The organism is Streptomyces sp. NPDC028331, from assembly GCF_055565775.1.
In genome coordinates, this window is sequence record NZ_JBVHTR010000019.1 from 1 (window position 1) to 24,073 (window position 24,073).

Consider the following 24,073-nt stretch of genomic DNA (forward strand, 5'->3'; position numbering starts at 1 on the left):
AACGCTCGGCTGGGCAACCCCAGCCGAGCGCCTGCATAAACTGCTCGCGGCCTGATCAACACGACCACGTGTTGCAACGATCCCTAGAAACCGCCACCTGTCGCCGGCCCTTCGGCCTCACCGCGCCCGGTCGACGGGTCGACGGGCCCGCACCCGAACTGCCATGCGCTGACGGCGACATGGTGCCGCCGGAACGGCGGGCGCCACACGGACCATCGCGGCTCCCCCGTACACTGAACGACACCAAGCGGCATGGGAAGTTGGAATGTCCGCTTTGGAGCGGTCGTGGCGAAATAGGCGATACGCGCGGGTTTTAGGTGCCCGTGGGAGAAATCCCGTGTGGGTTCGAGTCCCACCGACCGCACGCAGACACGGCATGCGAAAGGCCCGGTCCGGCAAGGGACCGGGCCTTTCGTGCAGCCGCCGTCAGCCCAGCAGTTCCCGGACCACCGGCACCAGTGCACGGAACGCCTTGCCGCGGTGGCTGATCGCGTTCTTCTCCTCGGGGGTCAGTTCCGCGCAGGTGCGGTTCTCGCCCTCCGGCTGGAGGATCGGGTCGTAGCCGAAGCCGTTCGTGCCCGCGGGCTCGTGGCGCAGGGTGCCGCGGAGCCGGCCCTCGACGACGCGCTCGGTGCCGTCGGGGAGGGCCAGGGCCGCCGCGCAGGCGAAGTGGGCGGCGCGGTGGGGGTCGTCGATGTCGGCGAGCTGGGCGAGCAGCAGGTGGAGGTTCGCCTTGTCGTCGCCGTGCCGGCCTGCCCAGCGCGCGGAGAAGATGCCGGGCGCGCCGCCCAGGACGTCGACGCACAGGCCGGAGTCGTCCGCCACCGCGGGCAGGCCCGTGGCGCGGGCCAGTGCGTGGGCCTTGAGCAGGGCGTTCTCGGCGAACGTCACGCCTGTTTCCCTGACGTCGGGGATGTCGGGGTAGGCGTCCGCGCCGACCAGGTCGTGCGGGAGTCCGGCCTCGGCGAGGATCGCCCTGAGTTCGGTGATCTTTCCGGCGTTGCGCGTGGCGAGGATCAGGCGGGTCATGGGACCAGTATCCGTGGGCGGCCCGTGGCCGCGGCGCCCGCCTGCCGGGCTATGACGACGTGCAGACCTTCGTCAGTTCGCCCGCCGCGTTCGTCACCGGGCCCACGTCGGGGGTCTTGTCGCCGTTCCTGATCGCGTTGCGGACGTTCGTGACCGCCTTGCGCACGCCGTCGACCGCCTTGTTGACGTCCACGTCGGACGTCCTGTCGCCGATCTTGTCGAGGTTCTTCTCGATGGAGTCCAGGGCGTCGTCCGCCTGCGTCGGGTCGTTCGCCGCGTTCTCGACGGCCTGCTGGAGGTCGGTGACGCCGTCGGCTATCGCGTCGGCGGTCTGGACGCAGTCGATGGCCTTGTTCACGGCGTCACAGCCCGCGCTCGCGCCGACGGCGGCGAGGACGGCGATGGCCGCGAAGGCGGCGGTGGCGGTGCGTCGGCGGGGGCGCGCGGCCATGGAGCGGTTCCCTCTCCGTGGGCGGTCACGGTGGGGCGCGCGGCGTCGTCCGTGCGCCCCACCCGGGTCACTCCTGAAAACGCCGTTCCGCGCTACGCGGTTGCCTCCAGCGCCGCCCGCTGGATCGCCGTGAGCTGTTCGCAGCCCACGACGGCGAGGTCGAGCAGGGCGTTCAGCTCCTGGCGGTCGAAGGGTGCCGCCTCCGCCGTGCCCTGGACCTCGACGAAGCGGCCGTCGCCGGTGCAGACGACGTTCATGTCGGTCTCGGCGCGGACGTCCTCCTCGTAGCAGAGGTCGAGGAGCGGCACGCCGGCCACGATGCCCACGGAGACGGCGGAGACGGTGCCGGTCAGCGGCTGCCGGGTGGCCTTGACCAGCTTCCTGCGCTGCGCCCAGGCGACGGCGTCGGCGAGCGCCACGTACGCGCCGGTGATCGCGGCGGTGCGGGTGCCGCCGTCGGCCTGGAGGACGTCGCAGTCGAGGACGACGGTGTTCTCGCCGAGCGACTTGGTGTCGACGACGGCGCGCAGGGAGCGGCCGATGAGGCGGCTGATCTCGTGCGTACGGCCGCCGATCCTGCCCTTGACCGACTCGCGGTCACCGCGGGTGTTGGTGGAGCGGGGCAGCATGGCGTACTCCGCGGTGACCCAGCCCTCTCCGCTGCCCTTGCGCCAGCGCGGCACGCCCTCGGTGAGGGAGGCGGTGCAGAGGACCTTCGTGTCGCCGAAGGAGACGAGGACGGAGCCCTCGGCGTGCTTGCTCCAGCCGCGCTCGATGGTGACCGGGCGGAGCTGTTCGGGGGTGCGGCCGTCGATTCGAGACATGGCGCCGAGCCTATCCGCAATGGCGCGAGGGGCCGCTCCCGTGGTGGGGAGAGGCCCCTGGTGCTCGAAGGGTGTTCGAACGTGTGTGAGCGCGAGGCTCACATCATGTCTTCGATCTCCGCGGCGATCGGGTCGGCGTCGGTGCCGATGACGACCTGGATGGCGGTGCCCATCTTGACGACGCCGTGGGCGCCGGCGGCCTTCAGGGCGGCCTCGTCGACCAGCGAGGCGTCGTGGACCTCGGTGCGGAGGCGGGTGATGCAGCCCTCGATCTCGTCGATGTTGTCGATGCCGCCGAGCCCGGCGACGATCTTCTCAGCCTTGCTGGCCATGTCCTTACTCCCTGAGCCGAACCGCTGTGTCGAAACTGGTCTACACCACCCTGGGAGGGGCCGCAAAGTACCTGGCGGGGCCCCGCGCCCGTCTACGTGGCCTTTATCACGAGTGCGGCATTTGCTCCCCGTCTGTCCAAGGCAACAGAATTCATGGGTTCCTTATCCCGCCTTCACCGTGCTACAACAGGTCTACACCACCCAGTGGTGTAGACCACACGGGGCTGTTCACCCCGTTCGACCTCCCCCTTCCCGCTCCCCCGGCAGCCCCGGCACATGGAGGAAGTATGAGCACCGCCACCGCGACAACGGCGGCCCCCGCGAAGAAGCGGGGTTCCGGCCTGTTCCAGGGCCTGCAGAAGGTCGGCCGCAGCCTGCAGCTCCCGATCGCCGTGCTTCCGGCGGCGGGCATCCTGCTGCGCCTCGGGCAGCCCGACGTGTTCGGTGACGACGGACTCGGCTGGCACAAGGTCGCGTCCGTCTTCGCGACCGCGGGCGGCGCCGTCTTCGACAACCTGCCCCTGCTGTTCTGCGTCGGCGTCGCGATCGGTTTCGCCAAGAAGTCGGACGGCTCGACGGCGCTCGCGGCCCTGGTCGGCTACCTCGTCTACAGCAACGTCCTCAAGGCGTTCCCGCTGACCGAGCAGCACATCGAGAACGGCAAGATAGTCGAGGCGACGTACAACAACCCGGGCGTCCTCGGCGGCATCCTGCTGGGCCTGCTGTCCGCCGTGCTGTGGCAGCGGTTCCACCGCACCAAGCTGGTGGACTGGCTCGGCTTCTTCAACGGCCGCCGACTCGTCCCGATCATCATGGCGTTCGTCGGCACGCTCTTCGGTGTCTTCTTCGGGCTGGTCTGGAAGCCGATCGGTGACGGCATCTCCGACGTCGGCAAGTGGATCACCGGCCTCGGCGCCGTGGGCGCGGGTCTCTTCGGTCTGATCAACCGCGCGCTGATCCCGGTCGGCATGCACCAGTTCGTGAACGCCGTCTCCTGGTTCCAGATCGGCGACTACAAGAACTCCGCGGGCGTCATCGTGCACGGCGACCTGAACCGCTTCTTCGCCGGTGACCCGACCGCCGGACAGTTCATGTCGGGCTTCTTCCCGATCATGATGTTCGGTCTGCCGGCCGCCGCGCTCGCCATCGCGCACACCGCCCGCCCCGAGCGCCGCAAGGCCGTCATGGGTCTGATGGTCTCGGTCGCCCTGACCTCCTTCGTCACCGGTGTCACCGAGCCGATCGAGTTCTCGTTCATGTTCATCGCCCCGGTGCTGTACGGGATCCACGCGGTCCTCACCGCGCTGTCCATGGCGATCACCTGGGCGCTCGGCGTCCACGCGGGCTTCACCTTCTCGGCCGGTGCCATCGACTACCTGCTGAACTGGAACCTCGCCACCAAGCCCTGGCTGATCATCCCGATCGGTCTGGTGTTCGCGGCGATCTACTACTTCGTCTTCCGCTTCGCGATCATCAAGTTCAACCTTCCCACCCCGGGCCGCGAGCCCGAGGAGGAGGTCGAGGACCTGACGAAGGCCTGAGGCTCCGCCGCAGGCGGACGTCGCCCGGCCGGCTGAGCGCCGGGCGCGGGCCCGGCCCCGGAAGGCCCCGGAACCGTCGAGGTTCCGGGGCCTTCCCGCGTCCGCGGACGCGATGCGCGTACGGCGAGGTCAGCGTTCCAGAGCCGTCGCCACCAGGTCGGCCGCCAGGTCCCGGGTGTCGTGGACCGGAAGGCCGTTGTCGGTGTACCAGTCGGCGGTGGCCTCCGGGTGCGGGCCCGTGACCGCCACGCGGCCGGAGCCGAAGCGGGTCACCAGGGCGGCGGGCAGGCCGTTGGTGTAGGTGGCCAGGACCCGGGTGTCCGCGGGCCCCGCGCGTTCGTCGAGGACGAAGTACGGGCCGTCCTGGAAGAACACAGTCCGGGGCCGGCCCCGCCACACCACCCCGACCAGGGTGTCGCTCTCGTCGTGGACCGTGCGCCCCGCGGAGCGGATGTACTGGTCGGTGTCCCCGGGCAGCAGTCCGAACCCGGGGGTGGCCCCGGCCAGATAGCCGCCCAGGCAGAAGCCCAGGTACCGCCCGCCGTCCCGGACGAAGTCGCGGATCGCGTCGCGCTGCCGCCGCAGCTTGCGGTAGGCGCGGGAGAGCGTGCCGCCGCCGGGCTGCGCGTACACGAGGGCCCGGGCCAGCGACTCGGCCGTCAGCGGCAGCGCCTCGCGCGGACCGGTGAAGCGGACGTCCAGGTTCCAGGGGCCGGCGGCGAGCAGGTCCGCCACCGCCTCCGGGCACCCGGGGAGCGTGGCCGGCCCCCGGTAGACGAGCGCGAGCGGGCGCCGCCCCGCCCCCGGCTCCTCGGCGTGTGCCATGCCTTCCTCACCGCCCCGTGTGCCCGGCCCCCTCGGCGGGGAGCCCCCGCCAGCTCGTCCCCGGCGTCAGGTGCTCCCCCTTCATGACCAGGGACAGTGCCCCGAGCCGGACGCCCTCGCCCACCACCGCGTCGTACAGCACGATCGCGCGGGTGCCGACGCAGGCGCCGGAACGGACGGTCACCTTCGACATCTTCATGACCCGGTCTTCGAACAGGTGGGTCTGCAGCGAGACGAATCTGCCGATCGCGGCGTCGTCGCCCACCTCCACCAGGTCGAACTCGGTGAGGAAGGTGGTGCCGATCCAGGTGCGCCGGCCGATGCGGGCGCCGAACAGGCGGAGCACCGGCGGCAGGAAGGGCGTCCCCGCCAGCGTACCCACGCCGGCCGGGACCGCGGCGGCCTCGAACAGGCCGGTGACGAACTCGGTGCGCCGGACGAACAGGCTCCACAGCGGTTCCACGCGCGGCCGGTACCGCCCGACGACGACGAGCTTGATCAGCACGCAGCAGCCGATGACGGTGCCCATCGCGCCCATCGCCGCCGGCGGTGCGACGAGCACCGCCGTCGGCGTGCCGTCCGCGCGGCGGGTGAGGGCGGTCAGGGCCAGCAGGAACAGGCAGGCGCCGGACGCCAGCAGGGAGGCGGGCAGGGTGGCGCGGAGGAACTCGATGCCCAGGCGCCCGAGCACGGCCCTGCGGGACGGCCGGTAGGTGAGCTCCTCGGGGTAGTCGCCGCTGCTCTGCCGCACCGGCAGCCGCAGCGCGGGCGAGCCCAGCCAGGTGGTGCCCTCGGGGACGCCGTCCGGCGGCGGGACGGTGGCCACGCCCACCAGGGACTCCGCTCCCAGTTCCGTGCCGGCCGGTACGAGCGCCGCGTTGCCGACGAACGCACGGCCGCCGACCTCGGTGGGCCCGAACGCCACCCGGTCCGCGGCGAAGGCGGCGGCCCCCACGCTCGCCATGTCCGCGACGAAGCTGCCGTCCTTCAGCGTCAGCAGGTCGGGGTCGATGTACGCGGCGGTGGACACCTCGGCGCCCCGGCCGACGCGGGCGCCGAGCAGCCGCAGCCACGGCGCGGTGTAGAGGGTGGCGTAGAGCGGGTTGGTGAAGGCGAGGCTGTACTCCAGCAGCTTGTCCGCGACCCACTTGCGCACGCCGAGGAAGGAGCGGGCCGGGTGGACGCCGGTGGGCACCCGGGGCAGGACCAGGCGTTTGCCGACGGCGACCAGCGTGCACACCGTGCCCACCAGCAGCGGTCCGGACAGCGCGGAGGCGGCCAGCCCGGCCCCCGGGCCCCAGTGCAGCCAGGCGTACCGAACCAGGGCCATGCCCGGCACGATCACCGCGAACGGGACCGCTTCCAGGCAGAGCAGGGCGAGCAGCGCGGCGGCGAGGTGGCGTGGCCGCCAGCGGTCGGTGCGGCCGGGCCCGGCGAGCATGGTCTCCACGGCCGGGCCGAGGGCGTCGACCGGGCGCGCCGGTGATCCGGCTCGGCGCGCCCCGGCGGGGACCGGGTCGCCCTGGCCGAGGAGGGACTGCTCGCCGAGTGCCGAGCGGTGGCCCATGCGGGCGCCGGGTTCGAGGACCGCGCCCGCGCCGACGTAGGCCCGCTCGCCGACGGTGATCGGGGCGACGGTGACCCAGCCGTCGGCGACCTGCCAGGGGCGCAGGCAGGCGCCGTAGCCGATGGCGGTGTCGCTGCCGATGCGCAGCAGGGCCGGCAGGGCGATCATGCTGGTGGCGATGGTGGCGCGGGCCCCGATGCGGGCGCCGAGGAGCCGCAGGTAGGGGGCCATGAGGGGCGAGCCGCTGAGTACCCGGAGCGGGCTGACGGCCAGGAGCAGGTCCAGTGCCCACAGGCGCAGGTAGGTCGCGCCCCACAGCGGGTGCCGGCCGGGGGTGATGCCCGCGGCGAGGGGGCGGGCGAGGGCGGGGGGCAGGAGCCAGCGCAGGGCGGTGTAGCCGGCCGCCACGGCGATCGCCGGCCCGGCCATGGCCCGGTCGGAGATCTGGCCGTGCCGGGCGGCGAACGTGACGGCCAGGGGCAGGGTGAACAGGAGCAGCAGGGTGTAGATCGCCGTGGCCTGGGCGAGCCCGGCGAGCGCGATCCGGGCGCGGCCGTGGCGGATCGGTGCCGGGCGGGGCGGTTCGGTGGCGGCGGGGGTGGCCGCCGCGGTGCGCAGGCGGGCCGCCAGCGTGCGGACGGTCGGGTGTTCGTAGAGGTCGCGCAGGGTGGGGCCGGGTTCGCCGTCCCGGCCCCGCAGCAGGGAGACGGCCCGGGCGGCGAGCAGGGAGTGGCCGCCGAGGTCGGTGAAGAAGTCGGCTTCGGCGGAGAGGTGGTCCGGTGGGATGCCGAGGGCCTGGGACCAGGCGTCGCGGACGCGGGTCTCCCAGGCGTCGCGGGCGGGCACCACCGGGCCCGTGCCCGCGAGCCGTCTGCCGGTCGGGGCGGGCAGCCGGGTGCGGTCGGCCTTGCCGCTGGGCAGGGCGGGCAGCCGGTCGAGGACGTCCAGGAACGAGGGCACCATGTAGGCGGGCAGGGTGCGGCGCAGGCGCTCGTGGAGGCGGCGGGCGAGGGCGTCGTCGGCGCGGGCGGCGTCCGGTTCGGGCGTGCCGTCGGCGCGGACGACGTAGGCGGCGAGGACCTCGCCGTTCGGGCTCTGCCCGTCCGGTGCGCGGCTCTCGCCGCCGGTGCCGGGCAGGGGGACGAGCGCGGTGACCGCCGCGGCGACGGCGGGGTCCTCCAGCAGTACGTTGTCGATCTCGTCGAGGGCGACCCGGTAGCCGCGGATCTTGACCTCGGCGTCGGCCCGGCCCAGGTACTCGATGTCCCCGTCGTCGGTCATCCGGCCGAGGTCCCCGGTGCGGTAGAGGCGGCCGCCGCGGGGTGCCAGCGGGTGCCGGATGAAACGGTCGGCGGTCAGGTCGGGCCGGCCCACGTAGCCGCGGGCCAGGCCGGGGCCGCCCAGGCAGATCTCACCGGTCGCGCCGCGGGGCACGGGCCGGCGGCGTTCGTCGAGCAGCACCACCGAGTACGTCGGCAGGGGCCGCCCGATGGTGACGGGACGGCCAGGGAGCAGTTCCGTCCAGGTCGCGGTGACGGTGGCCTCGGTGGGGCCGTAGGTGTTGAGGATGCGGCGGCCGGGCCGGCTCCACCGCTCGACGAGCGGTGCCGGGCAGGCCTCGCCGCCCACCAGGACGGCGCGGATCCGCGGCAGGTCCCGCGGGAGGGTGGCCAGCAGCGTCGGCACGCAGTAGAGCACGGTGACGGCGTGCTCGCGGAGGAAGTCGGCGAGTTCGTCGCCGAGCCGTCCGGGGCCGGTGGGTCCGGCGACGAGTGTGGCGCCCGCCGTCCACGTCGGCCAGATCTCCTCGATGGAGAAGTCGAACGAGAGGGTCATGCCCTGGTACACCCGGTCGTCGCGGCGCACGCCGTAGACGGGGGTCACGACGCGGAGGAAGTTGCAGATGCTGGACTGGGCGATCTCCACGCCCTTGGGTCTTCCGCTGGATCCCGAGGTGTAGATGACGTAGGCGACGGGATCGTCCTCGTCCGGCCGGGCGGCGGCCGGGCGGACGGTGGGCTCGGCGGCCAGGTCGCGGGCGCAGGTGTCGGTCTCGATGACGCGGCACGGCCGCGGTGTCCCGGGCGGCCTGAGGGCGGAGGTGGTGAGCAGGGCGGCGGCGCCGGCGTCGCCCAGGACGAAGGCGGCCCGGTCCGGCGGTGCGTCCGGGGCGACCGGCACGAACGCCGCCCCGGCCTTGCAGACGCCGAGCAGGCACGCGTACATCTCCACCGAGCGCGGCACCATGAGCGCCACGCGCGCTCCCGGGCCGATGCCCAGACGTCGCAGGTGGTGGGCGACCTGGTTGGCGCGCGCGTCGAGGCCGGCGTACGTCAGGCGCTGCCCCGCGCAGTGCAGTGCCACGGCCGACGGGCTGTGGTCACAGGCGGATTCGAAGAAGTGGTGCAGCCGGCCGGGGGAATCCGCGGTCCTCGGTCCGGTGTGGCCTCTGGTCCTGACGGCATGTCGGGCGCAGGCGTCGGAGGCCATCGGGGCTCTCCTTCCGGCTCGTGGGGTTCTCGCTCGTCCCCGGTGACTCCTCCAGCCTGTGCGGACGTTGCTGAGAGGACGCTGAGAGGGCTCTGAGAAGGCGCTGAGAAGGCGCCCGGGGGCATGACACGCAAAGACCGCCGCTTCCTGGGAGGCGGCGGTCCTTGCGCGTTGTTCGAAGTCCTCGGCGCGTCGTCGGGGTCATCGGCGCGTCGTGCGAGGTTCTGCCCTGCGAGCTTCTGCCCTGCGAGGTCCTGCCGTTCGAGGTCCCGGGAGGACGCTAGATCTCGTACGTCGCCCGGGGCGCCGCGAGTTCCACCGGGCCCGCGTAGACCGCGCGGGCGTCGGTGAGGTTGACCTGGGGGTCCGTCCACGGCGGGATGTGGGTGAGGACGAGGCGGCGGGCCCCGGCGCGGGTGGCGGTCTCGCCCGCCTCGCGGCCGTTGAGGTGGAGGTTGGGAATGTCCTCCTTGCCGTGGGTGAACGCGGCCTCGCACAGGAACAGGTCGGTGTCGTGCGCGAGTTCGTCCAGGGCCTCGCTCACGCCGGTGTCGCCCGAGTAGGTGAGCGACTTGTCGCCGTGTTCGATCCGGATGCCGTACGCCTCCACCGGGTGGCGCACGCGTTCGGTGTGGACGGTGAAGGGACCGATCTCGAACGTGCCCGGCTTGACCGTGTGGAAGTCGAAGACCTCGCTCATCGAGGAGGCGGACGGCGTGTCGCCGTAGGCGGTGGTCAGGCGCTGCTCGGTGCCCTCCGGGCCGTAGACCGGGATGGGGTCGCAGCGGCCGCCGTCGTGGCGGTAGTAGCGCGCGACGAAGTACGCGAGCATGTCGATGCAGTGGTCGGCGTGCAGATGGCTGAGGAAGATCGCGTCAAGGTCGTAGAGACCGCAGTGGCGCTGCAACTCGCCCAGGGCGCCATTGCCCATGTCGAGCAGCAGCCGGAAGCCGTCGGCCTCGACGAGGTAGCTCGAGCAGGCCGATTCCGCGGACGGAAACGACCCCGAGCAGCCGACGACGGTGAGCTTCATAGAGCTGGAACCTCCGTGGCAGGACGTGCGGAAGGCAGGGACGGTGACGGGGGTCGTGCGGTCCGTCGAGCGTAAGGCGCAAAAGGGCGGGTCGCTCCTCCGCCAGGGGCCGTTGTGGGGGAACTCACCTGTGGTGTCACCGGTTCGGCTGGAACAACGGCGCGCGGGGCGCATCACGCGGCGCACGGAGTTGCGAAGAGCGCGCAGTCATGCGGACGCGCCGGTACCGTCATCCGTATGGACACGTCGTGGTGGCTCGCGCTGGCGGCGGTGGTGCTGCTCGCGCTGGTCGCGACGCTGGTGGACGGATGGGGGCGCGGGCGGCGTCACCGTGCCGCGGCCGCGCGTCCGCCGGGGCGTGCCCGGGTGCATCCGCGGCCGGCCGAGATCTGGTGGGCGAGCGTGCCCTACGGGGACCGGCCCGGCGGCAAGGAGCGGCCGTGCCTCGTGCTGACGGTACGCGGGGACAGTGCGACCGTCGCGCGCATCACCAGCCGGTACCACGACGGGCGGACGGGTGTGATCCCGCTCCCGCCGGGCGCGGTCGGCGACGCCGAGGGGCGGCCCGGTTTCCTGGAGACGGACGAGCTGCGGGACGTGCCGCTGTGGGACTTCCGGCGCCGGGTGGGGGTGGTGGACCCCGCTCTGTGGGACCAGGTGCGGTACCTGGCGGGGTGAGCCGGTCCGGGGCGGCTTTCACGGCGGCTCCCATGGCGGCTTCGGTGGCTGCTTTTCAGGGCCTGGTCACCGTGACCGTGACGGTCCAGCGCTGGATGCCCAGGCAGGACGTCTGGCCGGGGCGCTTGGCGCACAGCGGTCGGGTGGCGCTGAGCTGTGCGGTGCCGGGCGCGACGGCGTCGAAGGCGGCCACCGCGTCGCCCGGCTGGATGACGAGACCGGCGTTGGCGGCCTTGAGCGCGGAGCCGGTGGCGGCGACGGGCGTCCAGGGGCGGTCCTTGGTGCCGTCCAGGGTGAGACGGATCTGTCCGCCGGTGGTCAGGCACACGGTGCGGCCGGTGTCGGCGGCGGTGAGCTGGACCTGGGGGGTGCACCCGGTGGCGGTGGCCGTGGGGGACGGCGCGCCGGAGGAGGGGGCCGAGGGGGAGGCCGACGGGGACGCCGGTCCCGAGGCCGACCCGGAGGCCGACGCCGACGGCGTCACCGAGCCGCTCCCGGGCGCTCCTGCGCCGCTGTGCGTGCCGCAGCCCGCGAGGAGGAGCGCCGCTGCCGCGACGGCGAGGACAGTGGTCCGCTGATCGGTCGTACGGCGCATGGGGGCCGCCTCTCGTTGCTCGTGCCCGGGTGTGCCGATGTGACGTTTCTCCAGCGCATCAGGATCCCCACGCGCCCGCAAACGGGCCCCGGCCCACACGCCCGGCCGGGGCCCTTTCCGCACGGGTGCGTCAGCTCGTCGTCAGGGCGGTGTCGTCGACGACGAAGCTGGTCTGGAGCGAGGAGTCCTCCACTCCGCTGAACTTCAGGGTGACCGACTTGCCCGCGAACGAGGACAGGTCGAAGGTCTTCTGCGCGTACCCGGAGGCGGCGTTGACGTTCGAGTACGTCGCCAGGGTGGTGGAACCGGCGGTCACGGTCAGCTTGTCGTACGCGGTGCTGCCGGACTCGGCGGTGTCGATGTGCAGGTAGAAGGTGAGCGTGGCCTTGCAGCCGGCGGGGATGGTCACCGACTGGGACAGCGTGTCGGTGTGCGAGGAGCCGTACCCGTCGAGCCATGCCTTGTAGGAGCCGCTGTGCGCCGCCTCACCGCTGTCGTTGGTGATGACGCCGCTGGAGGCGGTCCAGACGGTGTTGCCCGACTCGAAGCCCGGGTTGCCGAGGAGCTGCGCCGAGGTGCAGCCGCCGCCGGAGGAGCCGACGGTCCAGGTGAAGGAGGTCGAGCCGGAGGCGCCCGTGGAGTCGGTCGCGGTGACCGTCACCTGGTAGGTGCCCGCGGTGGACGCCGTACCGGAGATCAGGCCGGTGGAGCTGTTGATCGACAGGCCGGCCGGCAGGCCGGAGGCGCTGTAGGTGAGGGCCGCGCCCCCGCTGTCACTGGCCGATATCTGCAGGCTGACCGAGCTGCCGGTGGTCGTGGACTGGCTGCCGGGGTTGGTGACGGTCACCGTGTTGCCGCCGGTGCCGCCACCCGCGGTGAAGGCGGTGGTGCCGTTGGGGGTGCCCCAGCCGGTCGGGCCGTCGTAGCCGGTGCGCGCGGTGCAGAAGTACGAGGTCGAGCAGGAGCCGTTGCTGCCGCTGGTGACGTCGTACAGGTTGCTCGTGTGGGAGTAGGGGTACTTCGCCGGGTAGTCGGTGGAGCCCGGGGTGCCCGCGAGAGCGTAGACGCCGGCGATGATCGGGGCGGAGGCGCTGGTACCGCCGTAGACGGCCCAGCCGGAGCCGCCGTAGGTGTCGTAGACCGCGACGCCGGTGGCCGGGTCGGCGACCGCGGAGACGTCGGCCTCCATGCGCTTGGAGCAGCCGGTGTCGGTCTGCCAGCTCGGCTTGGGGTCGTAGGCGGAGCAGCCGGAGCCGGTGCCCTCGGTGGAGCTGGTGTTCCAGACGGACTCGGTCCAGCCGCGGGAGTTGGACGACGTGCTCAGCGCGGTGCCGCCGACGGCGGTGACGTACTGGGAGGTCGCCGGGTACTCGGCGCCGTAGCCGGAGTCGCCCGCCGAGACGGTGATCGCGACGCCCGGGTGCTTGAAGTACGAGGTGTCCTCGCTGGTCTGGGAGGAGGACTCGGAGCCGCCCCAGCTGTTGGAGACGAACTTGGCGCCCAGCGAGACGGCCTCGTTCTCGGCGATGCCGAGGTCGGTGTCGTTGGCGGAGTTGGCCTCGACCAGGATGATGTTGCAGTTGGGGCAGACGGCGCTGACCATGTCGATGTCGAGCGCCTCCTCACCGGCCCACCCGGAGTCGTTCGTGGGCAGCGAGGTGGTCGAACCGGTCTGGCTGACCTGCTTGAAGCAGCCGTTGGCCTTGGTGCACGCCGACAGGCCGTACGTCGAGCGGTACGTGGCCAGGTCCGACTCGGCGTTCGGGTCGTTGTAGGCGTCGACCACGGCGACGGTCAGGCCGGAGCCGCCGGTCGAGGGCAGGTTGTAGGCGCTGTGCAGGTTGGCCGGGCTGAGGCCGGAGGGCGCGGCGGCCGCGACCGCCGAGGCCAGGCGCTGCCTGATGTCGGTGCGGCGCTGGGCGAAGCAGGACGCCTGGCCGGGCTTCGCGGTGGCGCACAGGTGCTGGGTCGGCACCTTCTGGCCGGCCTTGCCGGTCGGGTGGACGGTCTGCCGCTGGGGGTCGGTGAGGGCCTTGGTGTTCTGGGCCGCGCGGGTGGTGTGCGCGGTGGCGGCGGGCGCGGTCTGCGCACCCGCGGACGGGGCCGCCAGAAGCCCGGCGACGGTGAGGGTGAGGGCCGGGACGGCGGCGATCAGGAGTCTTCGCAGACTCCGGCGCCGCTTGTTCGGGCGTGACTCACGCATGGGGGTGTTGCCTCCATCGGTCGAGGCCGGCACCGCGCGGGCCTGGGTGGGACCCGGACGCGGAACCACAGCCGGAAGTGGGGATTCACGAGCCGAGTGACAGACCGTGACGCGCGTAGCGGCGGTGGGACGCGAGTCATGGGCATGACACTTCCGAACACCCTGAGATGCCGATGAGCGTGACATGACAGGACGGGCAGACCGTAGCTCCGTCCGGCAGCCGAAGGCTCCCCCGGACGAAGATCTTTGCCCCGCCGTAGGCAACGCTTAGCCCCCTCATAGGAGGGGGTTGGGGCGTTGATGGCGGGATGTGCCCCGGGCTCGGGCCCGGAGCCGGCCCCTGGAGGCTCAGGCCCAGAGCTGGCCCTGGAGGGTCTCGATGGCCTCTTCCGTCGTGGCCGCCGTGTAGACGCCGGTCGACAGGTACTTCCAGCCGCCGTCGGCCACGACGAAGACGATGTCGGCGCTCTCGCCCGCCTTGACCGCCTTCTTGCCGACCCCGATCGCGGCATGCAGCGCGGCGCCGGTGGAGACGCCCGCGAAGATGCCCTCCTGCTGGAGGAGTTCACGGGTACGGGTCACCGCGTCCGCCGAGCCGACGGAGAAGCGGCTGGTGAGGACGGAGGCGTCGTACAGCTCCGGCACGAAGCCCTCGTCGAGGTTCCGCAGGCCGTACACGAGGTCGTCGTAGCGTGGTTCGGCGGCGACGATCTGCACGCCCGGCCTGTGCTCGCGCAGATAGCGGCCCACGCCCATCAGGGTGCCGGTGGTGCCCAGTCCGGCCACGAAGTGCGTGATGGAGGGCAGGTCGGCGAGGATCTCGGGACCGGTGGTCGCGTAGTGGGCGCCCGCGTTGTCCGGGTTGCCGTACTGGTAGAGCATCACCCAGTCCGGGTGCTCGGCCGCCAGTTCCTTCGCGACGCGCACGGCGGTGTTGGAGCCGCCCGCGGCCGGGCTGGAGATGATCTCGGCGCCCCACATTCCGAGCAGCTCCCGGCGCTCCTGCGAGGTGTTCTCGGGCATCACGCACACCATGCGGTAGCCCTTGAGCTTGGCCGCCATGGCCAGGGAGATGCCGGTGTTGCCCGAGGTCGGCTCGAGGATCGTGCAGCCGGGGGTGAGCCGGCCGTCCTTCTCCGCCTGCTCGATCATGTGCAGCGCGGGGCGGTCCTTGATCGAGCCGGTCGGGTTGCGGTCCTCCAGCTTGGCCCAGATCCGGACGTCGGGGGACGGCGACAGCCGCGGCAGGCACACCAGGGGGGTGTTGCCCACCGCGGCCAGCGGGGAGTCGTAGCGCATCGTGATCAGGCCATACCACCGGCGACGGCCGGCAGGATCGTCACGTTGTCGCCGTCGGCGACCTTGGTGTTGATGCCGTCGAGGAAGCGCACGTCCTCGTCGTTCAGGTAGACGTTCACGAAGCGGCGCAGCTCGCCGCCGTCCACGATGCGGGCCTGGATGCCCGCGTGGCGGGTCTCGAGGTCGGCGAACAGGTCGGCGAGGGTCTCCCCGGTGCCTTCCACCGCCTTCTGACCGTCGGTGTACTGGCGGAGGATGGTCGGGATGCGGACCTCGATGGCCATGGTTGCGGGCTCCTGTCGGGAGGATGGCGGGTCGGAGAGCGCGCGGCGGCGCGGGAGCGTGCGTGGCGGCACGCGGGTCGGGCGCCGCGGCTCACGGCCGTACGGCGGCAGGGACAGCGTCAACAGATGGCGCTGGCGAGCCTGCACAGGTCGACGTGCAGCCGCGCCACGAGCAGCATGCCCGGCGTCTTGTCGCTCACGTCGTTCAGAACCATGCGCTCATCGTAACGATTCCCGGCCCCGCCCCCGGAGTGTGATCTCGCTGTTCGGACAGATTTCATCCGAGGCGCGAGACGGGAGAGCGGCCGCCGGGACCGTTACGGGCTGACCGCCGGATCAGTACGACTCCACGATCTTGACTTCTTCCTCCGTGACCTCGCCCTCCACGATCCGGAACGAGCGGAACTGGAACGGGCCCGCGCCGTCGGTGTCGGCGGTGGAGACCAGGACGTAGTGGGCGCCGGGCTCGTTGGCGTAGGAGATGTCCGTGCGGGACGGGTAGGCCTCGGTCGCGGTGTGGGAGTGGTAGATCACCACCGGGTCCTCGTCGCGGTCGTCCAGGTCGCGGTACAGCTTGAGCAGGTCGCCGGAGTCGAACTCGTAGAACGTCGGCGAGCGGGCCGCGTTCAGCATCGGGACGAAGCGCTCGGGGCGGTCCGAGCCGGCCGGGCCGGCGACGACGCCGCACGCCTCGTCGGGGTGGTCCTGGCGCGCGTGCGCGACGATCTGGTCGACGAGGGCCTGGGTGATGGTCAGCATGACGGCCAGCATAAGCAGAAGGACCGGCCCGTACCGAGGGGTGGTACGGACCGGCCCACATGGTGAGCCACGCGTGAGCCGGAGGGCTCACGGGAGACTCAGCCGACCTTCTCCAGCTCCTCCTCGCGGCGCTGGGTGACCTGCGGGTTGCGGACCTTCAGCACCGCCCAGCCGATGGCCAGGGCGGCCGCCCACACGGCCATCACGTACAGGCAGACGCGGGAGTCGGCGTCGTAGGCGATCAGGCACGTGACGAAGAGCAGGAAGGCGATGGCGATCCAGCTGCACACCGCGCCGCCCGGCGCCGGGAAGGAGGAGGCGGGCAGCCGGCCCGCGTCCACCGCCCGGCGGTAGAGCACGTGGCTGACCAGGATCATCAGCCAGGTCCAGATGCCGGCCGCGGTGGCCACCGAGGTGACGTAGCCGAACGCCTTCTCCGGGACGACGTAGTTGAGGACCACGCCGATGCCCATGAAGGCGACCGAGACCGTGATGCCCAGGGCCGGGGTCTTGGACGCCGACAGCCTGCTGAACGCCTTCGGGGCCTCGCCGTTGTCCGCGAGGGTGCGCAGCATGCGGCCGGTGGAGTACATGCCGGAGTTGCACGACGACAGGGCCGCGGTGAGCACCACGAAGTTGACGATGCCGGCGCCGGCCGGGATGCCGATTTCGGCGAACGCCTTCACGAAGGGGCTGACGCCCGCCGCGAACTCGGTCCACTTCACCACGCACAGGATCACGGTGAGGGCGCCGACGTAGAACAGGGCGATGCGCCAGGGCAGGGTGTTGATCGCCTTGGGGAGGGTCTTCTCCGGGTCCTCGGACTCGCCGGCGGTGACGCCGACCAGCTCGACGGCGAGGTAGGCGAACATGACGCCCTGCAGGGTCATCAGGGACGAGCCGATGCCCTTGGGGAAGAAGCCGTCGAACTGCCACAGGTTGGAGACCGCGGCGGTGTCACCGGCCGCGCTGAAGCCGAAGGTCAGCACGCCGAGACCGATGACGATCATGCCGACCAGTGCGGTGACCTTGACCATCGAGAACCAGAACTCGATCTCGCCGAACAGCTTCACCGAGATCAGGTTGGCCACGAACAGGACCACCAGGAAGACCAGCGCCGTCACCCACTGCGGGATCGACGGGAACCAGTAGTGGACGTAGATCGCGGCGGCCGTCAGCTCGGCCATGCCGGTCACGACCCACATCAGCCAGTACGTCCAGCCGGTGAAGTAGCCGAAGAACGGGCCGAGGAACTCACGGGAGTACTCCGCGAAGGAACCCGAGACCGGGCGGTACAGAAGCAGTTCGCCGAGCGCCCGCATGATGAAGAAGATGATCACGCCGGCCAGGGCGTACATGAGGATCAGGCTGGGCCCGGCCTTGGCGATGTTCGCCCCCGCGCCCAGGAACAGGCCGACGCCGATGGCGCCGCCGATCGCGATCATCTGGACCTGACGGCTGCCGAGCCCGCGCTCGTACCCCTCCTCAGGGGTGTTCTCGTTCTCGACCTGCGCTGAGGTCATGTGTGGTGCGCCTTTCTCCATGCCGAACCGGGCCTCTCGTCGGCCTCGGATCGTCTCGATCCCCCCGGATTGATGGAGTGAGCGGCCCGGGCTTCCCGAGTCCGCTCATGCCTGGCCGACGGTCGTCGGCTCGGTGGCGCACCCGGCGCAACAGGGGTGGTGTTCGCCGGGCGGTCGTGAAGATTTATCACGCCGGCACCACTGATCACCGGGCGTCATGTGGCGCACCGCACACAGAGAAGCGGACAAAACACACCCGAAGGGCTCATAGCAGGCCGCAACGGTGACGGGATCGTTATCCGGATTTGAGCGTCCGCTGAGCGAACACGAAACCCGCACAGATCAGGACACAAGGTCCGCGCATGTCACGGCATGAGGGTGGTGACGAGGGTCTCCTGGAGGCCGCCGAGCCACAGGTACGCCATCACCATCGGCTTGCGCGGGTCCTCGTCCGGCAGCCGGTACAGCTCGTCGGTGTCGTCCTCGTCGGTGACCTCGAGCCGGGATCCGATCGCAAGGCGCAGGTCGTTCAGGGCGCCGAGCCACCGCTCGCACTCCTCGCGCGACAGCTTGAGCACCCCGCCCTCCCGGCTCGCCGAGGTCAGCGAGTCCAGGGTGCGGATCACCGCCAGGGCGTTCTCGCGTTTTCCGGCACGCAGGTCGTTCTCGGTGAAGCGGCGGAACTCGGCGGAGTACGCGCGCAGCTCCTCGGCCCGGCCGGGCGAGACGGGCTCGGCGCCCGGTTCGCCGTAGGCGTCCGGGAAGAGCCGGCGCAGCACCGGGTCGGCGGGCGGCTCGCTCGGGCCCTCGGCGAACAGCTCGGCGAGCGGGTCCTCGGGGGCGTTCTCGGCGGGACCCGGCCCGATGAGTTCCAGTAGCTGCACGGCCAGCGACCGGATGATGGAGATCTCGACGTCGTCGAGGGCGACGGCCGCACCGCCGCCGGGGAGCGGTTCGAAGTGTCCTGACATGAAAGGGGATCGCTACTTCCGGTCCTGCTGGAGGGTGGCCCACAAGCCGTAGCCGTGCATCGCCTGCACGTCGCGTTCCATCTCCTCGCGGGTACCGCTGGAGACGACCGCCCGGCCCTTGTGGTGGACGTCGAGCATGAGCTTGGTGGCCTTGTCCTTGGAATAGCCGAAGTACGTCTGGAAGACGTACGTCACGTAGCTCATGAGGTTGACCGGGTCGTTGTGGACGATCGTGACCCAGGGGACGTCGGGCTCGGGTACGGCGAACTCTTCCTCCGCCGGCTGTGTTCGTTCGATCTCTACGGGAGCGGGTGACGTCACAAGCCCCATGCTGCCACCCGAGGGGGGTGGTCGCACAAACGGACACCCCCGCCCGGCCCGCAAATCGTCAAACTGACGAGATGAGGAGTACGATCGGCCGTCGCAGGCACTGGAAACACCGACGGGTGGATCCGAAGAGTCAGGTGTGAGGAGAGGTTTGGTGGGCGTAGCGGACCTTGGGCTGCCGGTGGACGTTCCGTCCACGGCGCTCTTCACCGACCACTACGAGCTGACGATGGTGCAGGCCGCCCTGAAGGCGGGCACGGCCGAGCGGCGCTCCGTCTTCGAGGTCTTCAGCCGACGGCTGCCCGGGGGCCGCCGCTACGGCGTGGTGGCCGGCACCGGGCGCGTCCTGGACGCGGTCGAGAACTTCCGCTTCGACGCGGGCGTCCTCGGCTTCCTGCGCGAGCGCCGGGTCGTCGACGAGGAGACGCTGGACTGGCTCGCCGGCTACCGCTTCAGCGGCGACATCTGGGGCTATCCCGAGGGGGAGGTCTACTTCCCCGGCTCGCCGATCATGCGGGTCGAGGGCTCCTTCGCCGAGTGCGTGCTCCTCGAGACCGTGATCCTGTCGATCCTCAACCACGACTCGGCCGTCGCGGCCGCCGCCTCCCGCATGGCCTCCGCCGCCGGGGACCGGCCGCTGATCGAGATGGGCGCCCGGCGCACCCACGAACTGGCCGCCGTGGCCGCCTCGCGCGCCGCGTACGTCGGCGGCTTCGCCACCACCTCCGACCTGGCGGCCGGCTTCCGGTACGGCATTCCGACGGTCGGGACGGCCGCGCACGCCTTCACGCTGCTGCACGACAGCGAGCGGGACGCCTTCCGGGCCCAGGTGGAGTCCCTTGGCCGGGGCACCACACTGCTCGTGGACACCTACGACGTCACGGAGGCCGTCCGCGTGGCCGTCGAGGTCGCCGGGCCGGAGCTGGGTGCCGTGCGCATCGACTCCGGGGACCTGCTGCTGGTCGCACACCGGGTGCGGCAGCAGCTCGACGCGCTGGGCGCCTCCCACACGAAGATCATCGTGACCTCGGACCTGGACGAGTACGCCATCGCCTCACTGGCGGCCGCGCCTGTGGACGCGTACGGCGTGGGCACCCAGCTCGTGACGGGCTCCGGGCACCCGACCTGCTCGATGGTCTACAAGCTGGTCGCCCGCGCCGAGTCGGCGGACACCAGGGCGCCACTGGTGCCGGTGGCGAAGAAGTCGACCGGCGGCAAGACGTCCGTCGGCGGTCGCAAGTGGGCGGCGCGGCGGCTGGACGAGCACGGGGTCGCCGAGGCGGAGGTGATCGGCACCGGGCCGGTGCCGGACGAGCTGGCCGACCGGCAGCTTCTCGTGCAGCTCGTCAAGGGCGGCGAGGTGGTCGCCCGGGAGCCGCTGGACGTCGTCCGCGACCGGCACGCGGCCGCGCGCGCCAACCTGCCGATGTCCGCGACGCAGCTCTCCCGCGGGGAGCCGGTGATCCCGACCGAGTACGTCTGACGCGTCCTCGTTGACGCGCCCGGGAGGACCATGGAGGTGAGGCGGGGCCGGTTTCGGCTGGTCCCGCAGGGCGCATGAACGGACGGTGGGCGGGAATGCAACGGCCACGCACCCCGCGCACCCGGCCGACCGCCCGATGCCCCCTCCCGCCCGGTCCCCGAAGTCTCTAGGCTCGGTAGGTCATGTAGTTCCACGGACGGCCGGGCCCGCACCCTCCCCACCCGAACCGCTGCCAAGCCGAAGGACACCGACCATGCGCCGCGCCTTGATCGTCGTAGACGTGCAGAACGACTTCTGTGAGGGTGGCAGCCTCGGGGTGGCCGGGGGCGCCGATGTGGCCGCCGCGATCACCGAGCTGATCGGGCAGGCGCCCGCCGGGTACCGGCATGTGGTGGCCACCCGGGACCACCACATCGCCCCCGGGGGCCACTTCGCCGACAACCCCGACTACGTCCACTCCTGGCCCGCGCACTGCGTGGCGGGCACGGAGGGCGTGGGCTTCCACCCGAACTTCGCCCCGGCGGTCGCCTCCGGCGCGGTCGACGCCGTGTTCGACAAGGGGGCGTACTCGGCGGCGTACAGCGGCTTCGAGGGCGTCGACGAGAACGGGGTCGCGCTCGGGGACTGGCTGCGGGAGCGCGAGGTCGACGAGGTGGACGTGGTGGGGATCGCCACGGACCACTGCGTACGCGCCACCGCGCTGGACGCGGTGCGCCAGGGCTTCCGCACGCAGGTGCTGCTGGACCTGACCGCCGGGGTCGCCGAGGAGACCACGGAGCGCGCCCTGGAGGAGCTCCGGGAGGCGGGCGTGGAGCTGTCCGGCAAGCCGGTGGTGTCCTAGCCCCGGTACGGGCCGGGGCTGTCTTGGGCCCCGGTGCGGGCCGGGGGTGTCCTGGGCGCCGGTACGGGCCGGGGGTCTCCTGGGCCCCGGTGGGCGTCAGCGGCTCATGGCTGGGCCGTCCGTCTGAGCAGGGACCTGATCGGGTGCCACAGCTCGACCGACAGGTCCTGGGCCGCGTTGTCCGGGGCCGTGCGCCATATCAGGCCGTCGGGGTGGTGGAGGACCGCCGTGACCTCGTCCGGGGACGGCGGAGCCGCGTTGCCGCGCAGGTAGACCGCGCGCAGGCCCAGGTTGCGCAGCCGCGTCAGGGCGCGGGCCCGGTTGTGGGCGTGGACCAGGACGCGGACCGAACCGGCGCCCGAACCGGGGCTGGGCAGGTTCAGTGCCACCACCACACTGCCGTTCGGCAGCTTGCAGAAACCTCCTGCGGCCATGTGCGTCATACCCCCGTGAGACCTGGTGTCAATAAGAGAGCCACAGCACGCACCTAAACACGATCGGCGGCCGCCCGCCAAGGGGCTGCCGCCGATCCGCGTCTGACCTGCGAAAACGCTGACTACTTCACCGCGGGTCCGACCTGGAGCAAGATCGTGGAGCCGTCCTGGGCCTCCTTGACGATCTTGATCTTGGTGTTGGTGTCAGTGATCTTGACACCGCCGGTCGGGTTCGACGGGTCGTAGTAGGTGCTGGTGTGGTCGTCGAAGACCGGGACGCCCTTCGACGACTTGATCTTCGTCGCGACGTCCGCGTTGTGCAGCGTGATGCCGTCGGTGCGGTACAGGCTGAACGGAGAGTCGTAGGCCTGGATGCGGTTGCGCATCAGCGTGCCGTCGGACCACTTCAGCGCCGTCGGGTGCGAGTCGACCGGCAGGATCAGGCCGGTGCCGGGGTGGACGCTGGTGTTGTTGTCGGCCTGGGAGGTGTCCCACTTCCAGATCAGCAGGCCGTTCTGGTACGGGTAGTGCTCCACCCAGCCCGGACGGGTCGTCGTGAAACCGAAGTTGTACGGGCCGACCTTCAGGGTCCTGTCGTACGACACGTACTGGCGGTTCTCGGCGATGTAGTACTGCGCGTAGGTCTTGGTGAAGGACGCGCCGATACGGGAGAAGCCGTTCGCGGTCCAAGCGGCGTCCGCGCTCTCGGCGTTGTCGGAGAACACCGGCGTGCCGTCCGCGGTCAGAGTGATCTCGTCGGCCGCGAAGCCCTTCTGGGCCACGCCGCCGTCGGTCTGGTAGCGGAAGCGGAGCTGGATCTTCTTGCCCGCGTAGGCGTCCAGCGAGTACGACAGCTTCTTGTAGCCGTCGACCGTGCCGGTCAGGGCGGGCTTGTCGCTGGCGTCGCGCGGGATGGGCCGGCCGTCCACGGTGCCGTCGACGGCGGTCCAGTTGGCGCCGCCGTCGGTCGAGACCTCCGCGTACAGGTAGTCGTAGCCCGCCTCGATGTCGTAGTAGCCGTCCAGGCTCAGCGCGGCGGAGGACTTGCCGGTGAGGTCCACGGAACGGGTCAGCGTGTTCTTGAGGTTGTCACCGCTGCCGCTCCACCACTGCGTCGAGCCCTGCGCCGGGGTCACGACGGTGGTGGTGACCGGCTTGTCCGGCAGGGAGACCACGAGGGCCTGCTTGTCCCAGGTGTTGTACTCGGCGACGCCCAGCTTGTGCGTGGACTGCTTGCCGGCCTTGGCGGTGTCGTAGTTGAGCCAGCCGAGCTGGAGCTTGTCCCAGGCGTTCATGTCGCCGGGCAGGTCGCCGATGGCCTCCTTGCCCGTGCCGAGCCAGGAGCCCGAGGACATCAGCGTCCAGAAGCCGGTCGAGTTGTCGCCGCCGGTGGTGTCGTACTCGTCGGGCAGGCCCAGGTCGTGGCCGTACTCGTGCGCGTAGACGCCGAGGCCGCCGTTCTCCGGCTGCATGGTGTAGTCGCCGACCCAGATGCCGGTGTCGCCGACCTGGGTGCCGCCGAGCTTGTTGTGGTCGGGGCCGGCGGCGCCGGCATCCGTGCCGAAGGCGTACCAGCGGTGCGCCCAGATCGCGTCGGTGCCCTGGGCGCCCCCGCCCGCGGACTCGTCCTCGCCGGCGTGCACGATCTGGAAGTGGTCGACGTAGCCGTCGGGCTCGTTGAAGTCGCCGTCGCCGTCGTAGTCGTAGCGGTCCCACTGGTCGTACTGGGCGAGGTCCGCCTTGATGTCGGCGTCGGACTTGCCGGCCGCCTTCTGGTCGGCGACCCAGGCGTTCAGTCCGTCGCGCACCAGGTTCCAGACGCTGGAGCAGGTGGTGGAACCGCAGGCGTTGTTGCCGTAACGGGCCTCGTTGTAGGGGACCTTGACCCAGTCGGTGACCTCGCCGTCGACCGAATAGCGGCCCGAGGACTGCTTCTCGTAGTACTTCTTCAGCGACTCGGTCTTCTTGCCGGTGCCGAAGTAGAGGTCCTGGAAGTGCTTCTGGTCGTAGTCCTTCTGCCAGGCCGTCGAGTTGTCCTGCGTGCGGTCCGGCGCGGCTATCTGGTTGTGCAGGGGGCCCGCGGTCCCGCCGTACTTCGGGTCGGTCTTGTCGCCGAACTCGACCAGGATGGTGAAGATCTTGTCCGTCTTCTCGCGGCCGAGCTCGACGTACTTGCCCTCGCCCTTCCCGCTCTTGAGCTGGACGACCTTCGAGCCGCCCCGGTCCTTGACCTGGGCATCGCCGGATATGACCTGGTCCAGGGCCTCTTGGCGCTGGGCCTTCTGGGTCTTGCTCAGCGGGCCGTCGAGGTCGTGGGCCTTCTGCCGCACCGGCGCCGGGTCGTGCCGGTTCACGGCCGCCGGCCCGGCACCCGTGCTCGCCTCCGCGACCGCGAAGGTGGAGAACGTCGCGGAGGCCGCCGCCAGCGCGACGCCGATCGCGGCGACTCTGAACGTCCAGGGTCTGCTCGTCACTTGAGTTCCTCCCCCGCGCCCGGGCGCGCGGAAGGGGGTCCTGGTCATGGAGGGGCCCGCGCGCACCTGATCAACGCGTGTAGTCAAGTGACGACATTTGACCGGAGGTT

Annotated in this window: 22 protein-coding genes and 1 tRNA gene; 5 read left to right on the plus strand and 18 right to left on the minus strand. The window is 71.4% G+C overall.

Annotated elements, in window-relative coordinates; genetic code table 11:
- The first annotated feature begins 279 nt into the window (after positions 1-279).
- Positions 280-364: transfer RNA gene (locus ACZ4SW_RS25640), tRNA-Leu, on the plus strand.
- A 62-nt stretch (positions 365-426) separates the two neighbouring features.
- Here the strand turns inward: ACZ4SW_RS25640 and rdgB are convergent.
- The 4 genes from rdgB to ACZ4SW_RS25660 all read right to left on the minus strand — a co-directional run bounded on the left by rdgB (position 427) and on the right by ACZ4SW_RS25660 (position 2,636).
- Complete coding sequence (rdgB, locus tag ACZ4SW_RS25645) at positions 427-1,029, minus strand: RdgB/HAM1 family non-canonical purine NTP pyrophosphatase (protein WP_468250263.1); 603 nt, start codon at positions 1,027-1,029, stop codon at positions 427-429.
- A 49-nt stretch (positions 1,030-1,078) separates the two neighbouring features.
- Positions 1,079-1,480 (minus strand): hypothetical protein, encoded by a 402-nt coding sequence (locus ACZ4SW_RS25650; RefSeq protein WP_468250266.1) that lies wholly within the window; start codon positions 1,478-1,480, stop codon positions 1,079-1,081.
- 92 nt (positions 1,481-1,572) lie between these two features.
- Entirely contained in the window at positions 1,573-2,304 is a 732-nt protein-coding gene (rph, locus tag ACZ4SW_RS25655; protein ID WP_468250269.1) for a ribonuclease PH, read from the minus strand.
- A gap of 98 nt (positions 2,305-2,402) precedes the next feature.
- The gene (locus ACZ4SW_RS25660; protein ID WP_043440579.1) at positions 2,403-2,636 is read right to left on the minus strand and encodes a PTS sugar transporter subunit IIB; all 234 of its coding nucleotides are present in this window, start codon (positions 2,634-2,636) and stop codon (positions 2,403-2,405) included.
- 287 nt (positions 2,637-2,923) lie between these two features.
- Here ACZ4SW_RS25660 and ACZ4SW_RS25665 point away from each other — a divergent pair, with 287 nt between their 5' ends.
- Positions 2,924-4,177 (plus strand): PTS transporter subunit EIIC, encoded by a 1,254-nt coding sequence (locus ACZ4SW_RS25665; RefSeq protein ID WP_468250272.1) that lies wholly within the window; start codon positions 2,924-2,926, stop codon positions 4,175-4,177.
- A gap of 129 nt (positions 4,178-4,306) precedes the next feature.
- On the opposite strand, the gene ACZ4SW_RS25670 is transcribed toward ACZ4SW_RS25665, so the two are convergent.
- From ACZ4SW_RS25670 to ACZ4SW_RS25680, 3 genes are all read right to left on the minus strand, one after another.
- Positions 4,307-5,002 (minus strand): BPL-N domain-containing protein, encoded by a 696-nt coding sequence (locus ACZ4SW_RS25670; protein WP_468250275.1) that lies wholly within the window; start codon positions 5,000-5,002, stop codon positions 4,307-4,309.
- A gap of 7 nt (positions 5,003-5,009) precedes the next feature.
- Complete coding sequence (locus ACZ4SW_RS25675; protein WP_468250279.1) at positions 5,010-9,059, minus strand: Pls/PosA family non-ribosomal peptide synthetase; 4,050 nt, start codon at positions 9,057-9,059, stop codon at positions 5,010-5,012.
- Positions 9,060-9,339: 280 nt separating this feature from the next.
- Positions 9,340-10,092, minus strand: coding sequence for an MBL fold metallo-hydrolase (locus ACZ4SW_RS25680; RefSeq protein ID WP_468250283.1), 753 nt, complete (start codon positions 10,090-10,092; stop codon positions 9,340-9,342).
- 237 nt (positions 10,093-10,329) lie between these two features.
- Between ACZ4SW_RS25680 and ACZ4SW_RS25685 the strand changes: the two genes are divergently transcribed.
- Positions 10,330-10,770 carry a type II toxin-antitoxin system PemK/MazF family toxin gene (locus tag ACZ4SW_RS25685; RefSeq protein WP_468250286.1) on the plus strand — a complete coding sequence of 147 codons (441 nt, stop codon included), beginning with the start codon at positions 10,330-10,332 and terminating at the stop codon, positions 10,768-10,770.
- Positions 10,771-10,825: 55 nt separating this feature from the next.
- On the opposite strand, the gene ACZ4SW_RS25690 is transcribed toward ACZ4SW_RS25685, so the two are convergent.
- From ACZ4SW_RS25690 to clpS, 9 genes are all read right to left on the minus strand, one after another.
- Positions 10,826-11,365, minus strand: a complete 540-nt coding sequence (locus tag ACZ4SW_RS25690) for a hypothetical protein (RefSeq protein ID WP_468250289.1) — start codon at positions 11,363-11,365, stop codon at positions 10,826-10,828.
- Between the two features lie 130 nt (positions 11,366-11,495).
- The gene (locus ACZ4SW_RS25695; RefSeq protein WP_468250292.1) at positions 11,496-13,568 is read right to left on the minus strand and encodes a putative Ig domain-containing protein; all 2,073 of its coding nucleotides are present in this window, start codon (positions 13,566-13,568) and stop codon (positions 11,496-11,498) included.
- Positions 13,569-13,916: 348 nt separating this feature from the next.
- On the minus strand, positions 13,917-14,867 hold the full coding sequence (locus tag ACZ4SW_RS25700) for a PLP-dependent cysteine synthase family protein (RefSeq protein ID WP_468250295.1): 951 nt from the start codon (positions 14,865-14,867) through the stop codon (positions 13,917-13,919).
- A 5-nt stretch (positions 14,868-14,872) separates the two neighbouring features.
- Complete coding sequence (locus ACZ4SW_RS25705; protein WP_468250297.1) at positions 14,873-15,151, minus strand: MoaD/ThiS family protein; 279 nt, start codon at positions 15,149-15,151, stop codon at positions 14,873-14,875.
- Positions 15,152-15,270: 119 nt separating this feature from the next.
- On the minus strand, positions 15,271-15,366 hold the full coding sequence (locus tag ACZ4SW_RS25710) for a putative leader peptide (RefSeq protein WP_468250300.1): 96 nt from the start codon (positions 15,364-15,366) through the stop codon (positions 15,271-15,273).
- Between the two features lie 121 nt (positions 15,367-15,487).
- Positions 15,488-15,910 carry a M67 family metallopeptidase gene (locus tag ACZ4SW_RS25715; RefSeq protein WP_468250303.1) on the minus strand — a complete coding sequence of 141 codons (423 nt, stop codon included), beginning with the start codon at positions 15,908-15,910 and terminating at the stop codon, positions 15,488-15,490.
- A 98-nt stretch (positions 15,911-16,008) separates the two neighbouring features.
- Entirely contained in the window at positions 16,009-17,433 is a 1,425-nt protein-coding gene (locus ACZ4SW_RS25720) for an amino acid permease (protein WP_468250306.1), read from the minus strand.
- Positions 17,434-17,798: 365 nt separating this feature from the next.
- The gene (locus tag ACZ4SW_RS25725) at positions 17,799-18,404 is read right to left on the minus strand and encodes a DUF2017 domain-containing protein (RefSeq protein ID WP_468250309.1); all 606 of its coding nucleotides are present in this window, start codon (positions 18,402-18,404) and stop codon (positions 17,799-17,801) included.
- 12 nt (positions 18,405-18,416) lie between these two features.
- Entirely contained in the window at positions 18,417-18,734 is a 318-nt protein-coding gene (gene clpS, locus ACZ4SW_RS25730) for an ATP-dependent Clp protease adapter ClpS (protein WP_388994098.1), read from the minus strand.
- Between the two features lie 151 nt (positions 18,735-18,885).
- Between clpS and ACZ4SW_RS25735 the strand changes: the two genes are divergently transcribed.
- On the plus strand, positions 18,886-20,214 hold the full coding sequence (locus tag ACZ4SW_RS25735) for a nicotinate phosphoribosyltransferase (protein WP_468250314.1): 1,329 nt from the start codon (positions 18,886-18,888) through the stop codon (positions 20,212-20,214).
- Positions 20,215-20,467: 253 nt separating this feature from the next.
- Entirely contained in the window at positions 20,468-21,055 is a 588-nt protein-coding gene (locus ACZ4SW_RS25740; RefSeq protein ID WP_468250315.1) for an isochorismatase family protein, read from the plus strand.
- 104 nt (positions 21,056-21,159) lie between these two features.
- On the opposite strand, the gene ACZ4SW_RS25745 is transcribed toward ACZ4SW_RS25740, so the two are convergent.
- Both ACZ4SW_RS25745 and ACZ4SW_RS25750 read right to left on the minus strand, forming a co-directional pair.
- Positions 21,160-21,489, minus strand: a complete 330-nt coding sequence (locus tag ACZ4SW_RS25745) for a hypothetical protein (RefSeq protein ID WP_468250319.1) — start codon at positions 21,487-21,489, stop codon at positions 21,160-21,162.
- A gap of 122 nt (positions 21,490-21,611) precedes the next feature.
- On the minus strand, positions 21,612-23,963 hold the full coding sequence (locus tag ACZ4SW_RS25750) for an immune inhibitor A domain-containing protein (RefSeq protein WP_468250321.1): 2,352 nt from the start codon (positions 23,961-23,963) through the stop codon (positions 21,612-21,614).
- Positions 23,964-24,073: the final 110 nt, after the last annotated feature.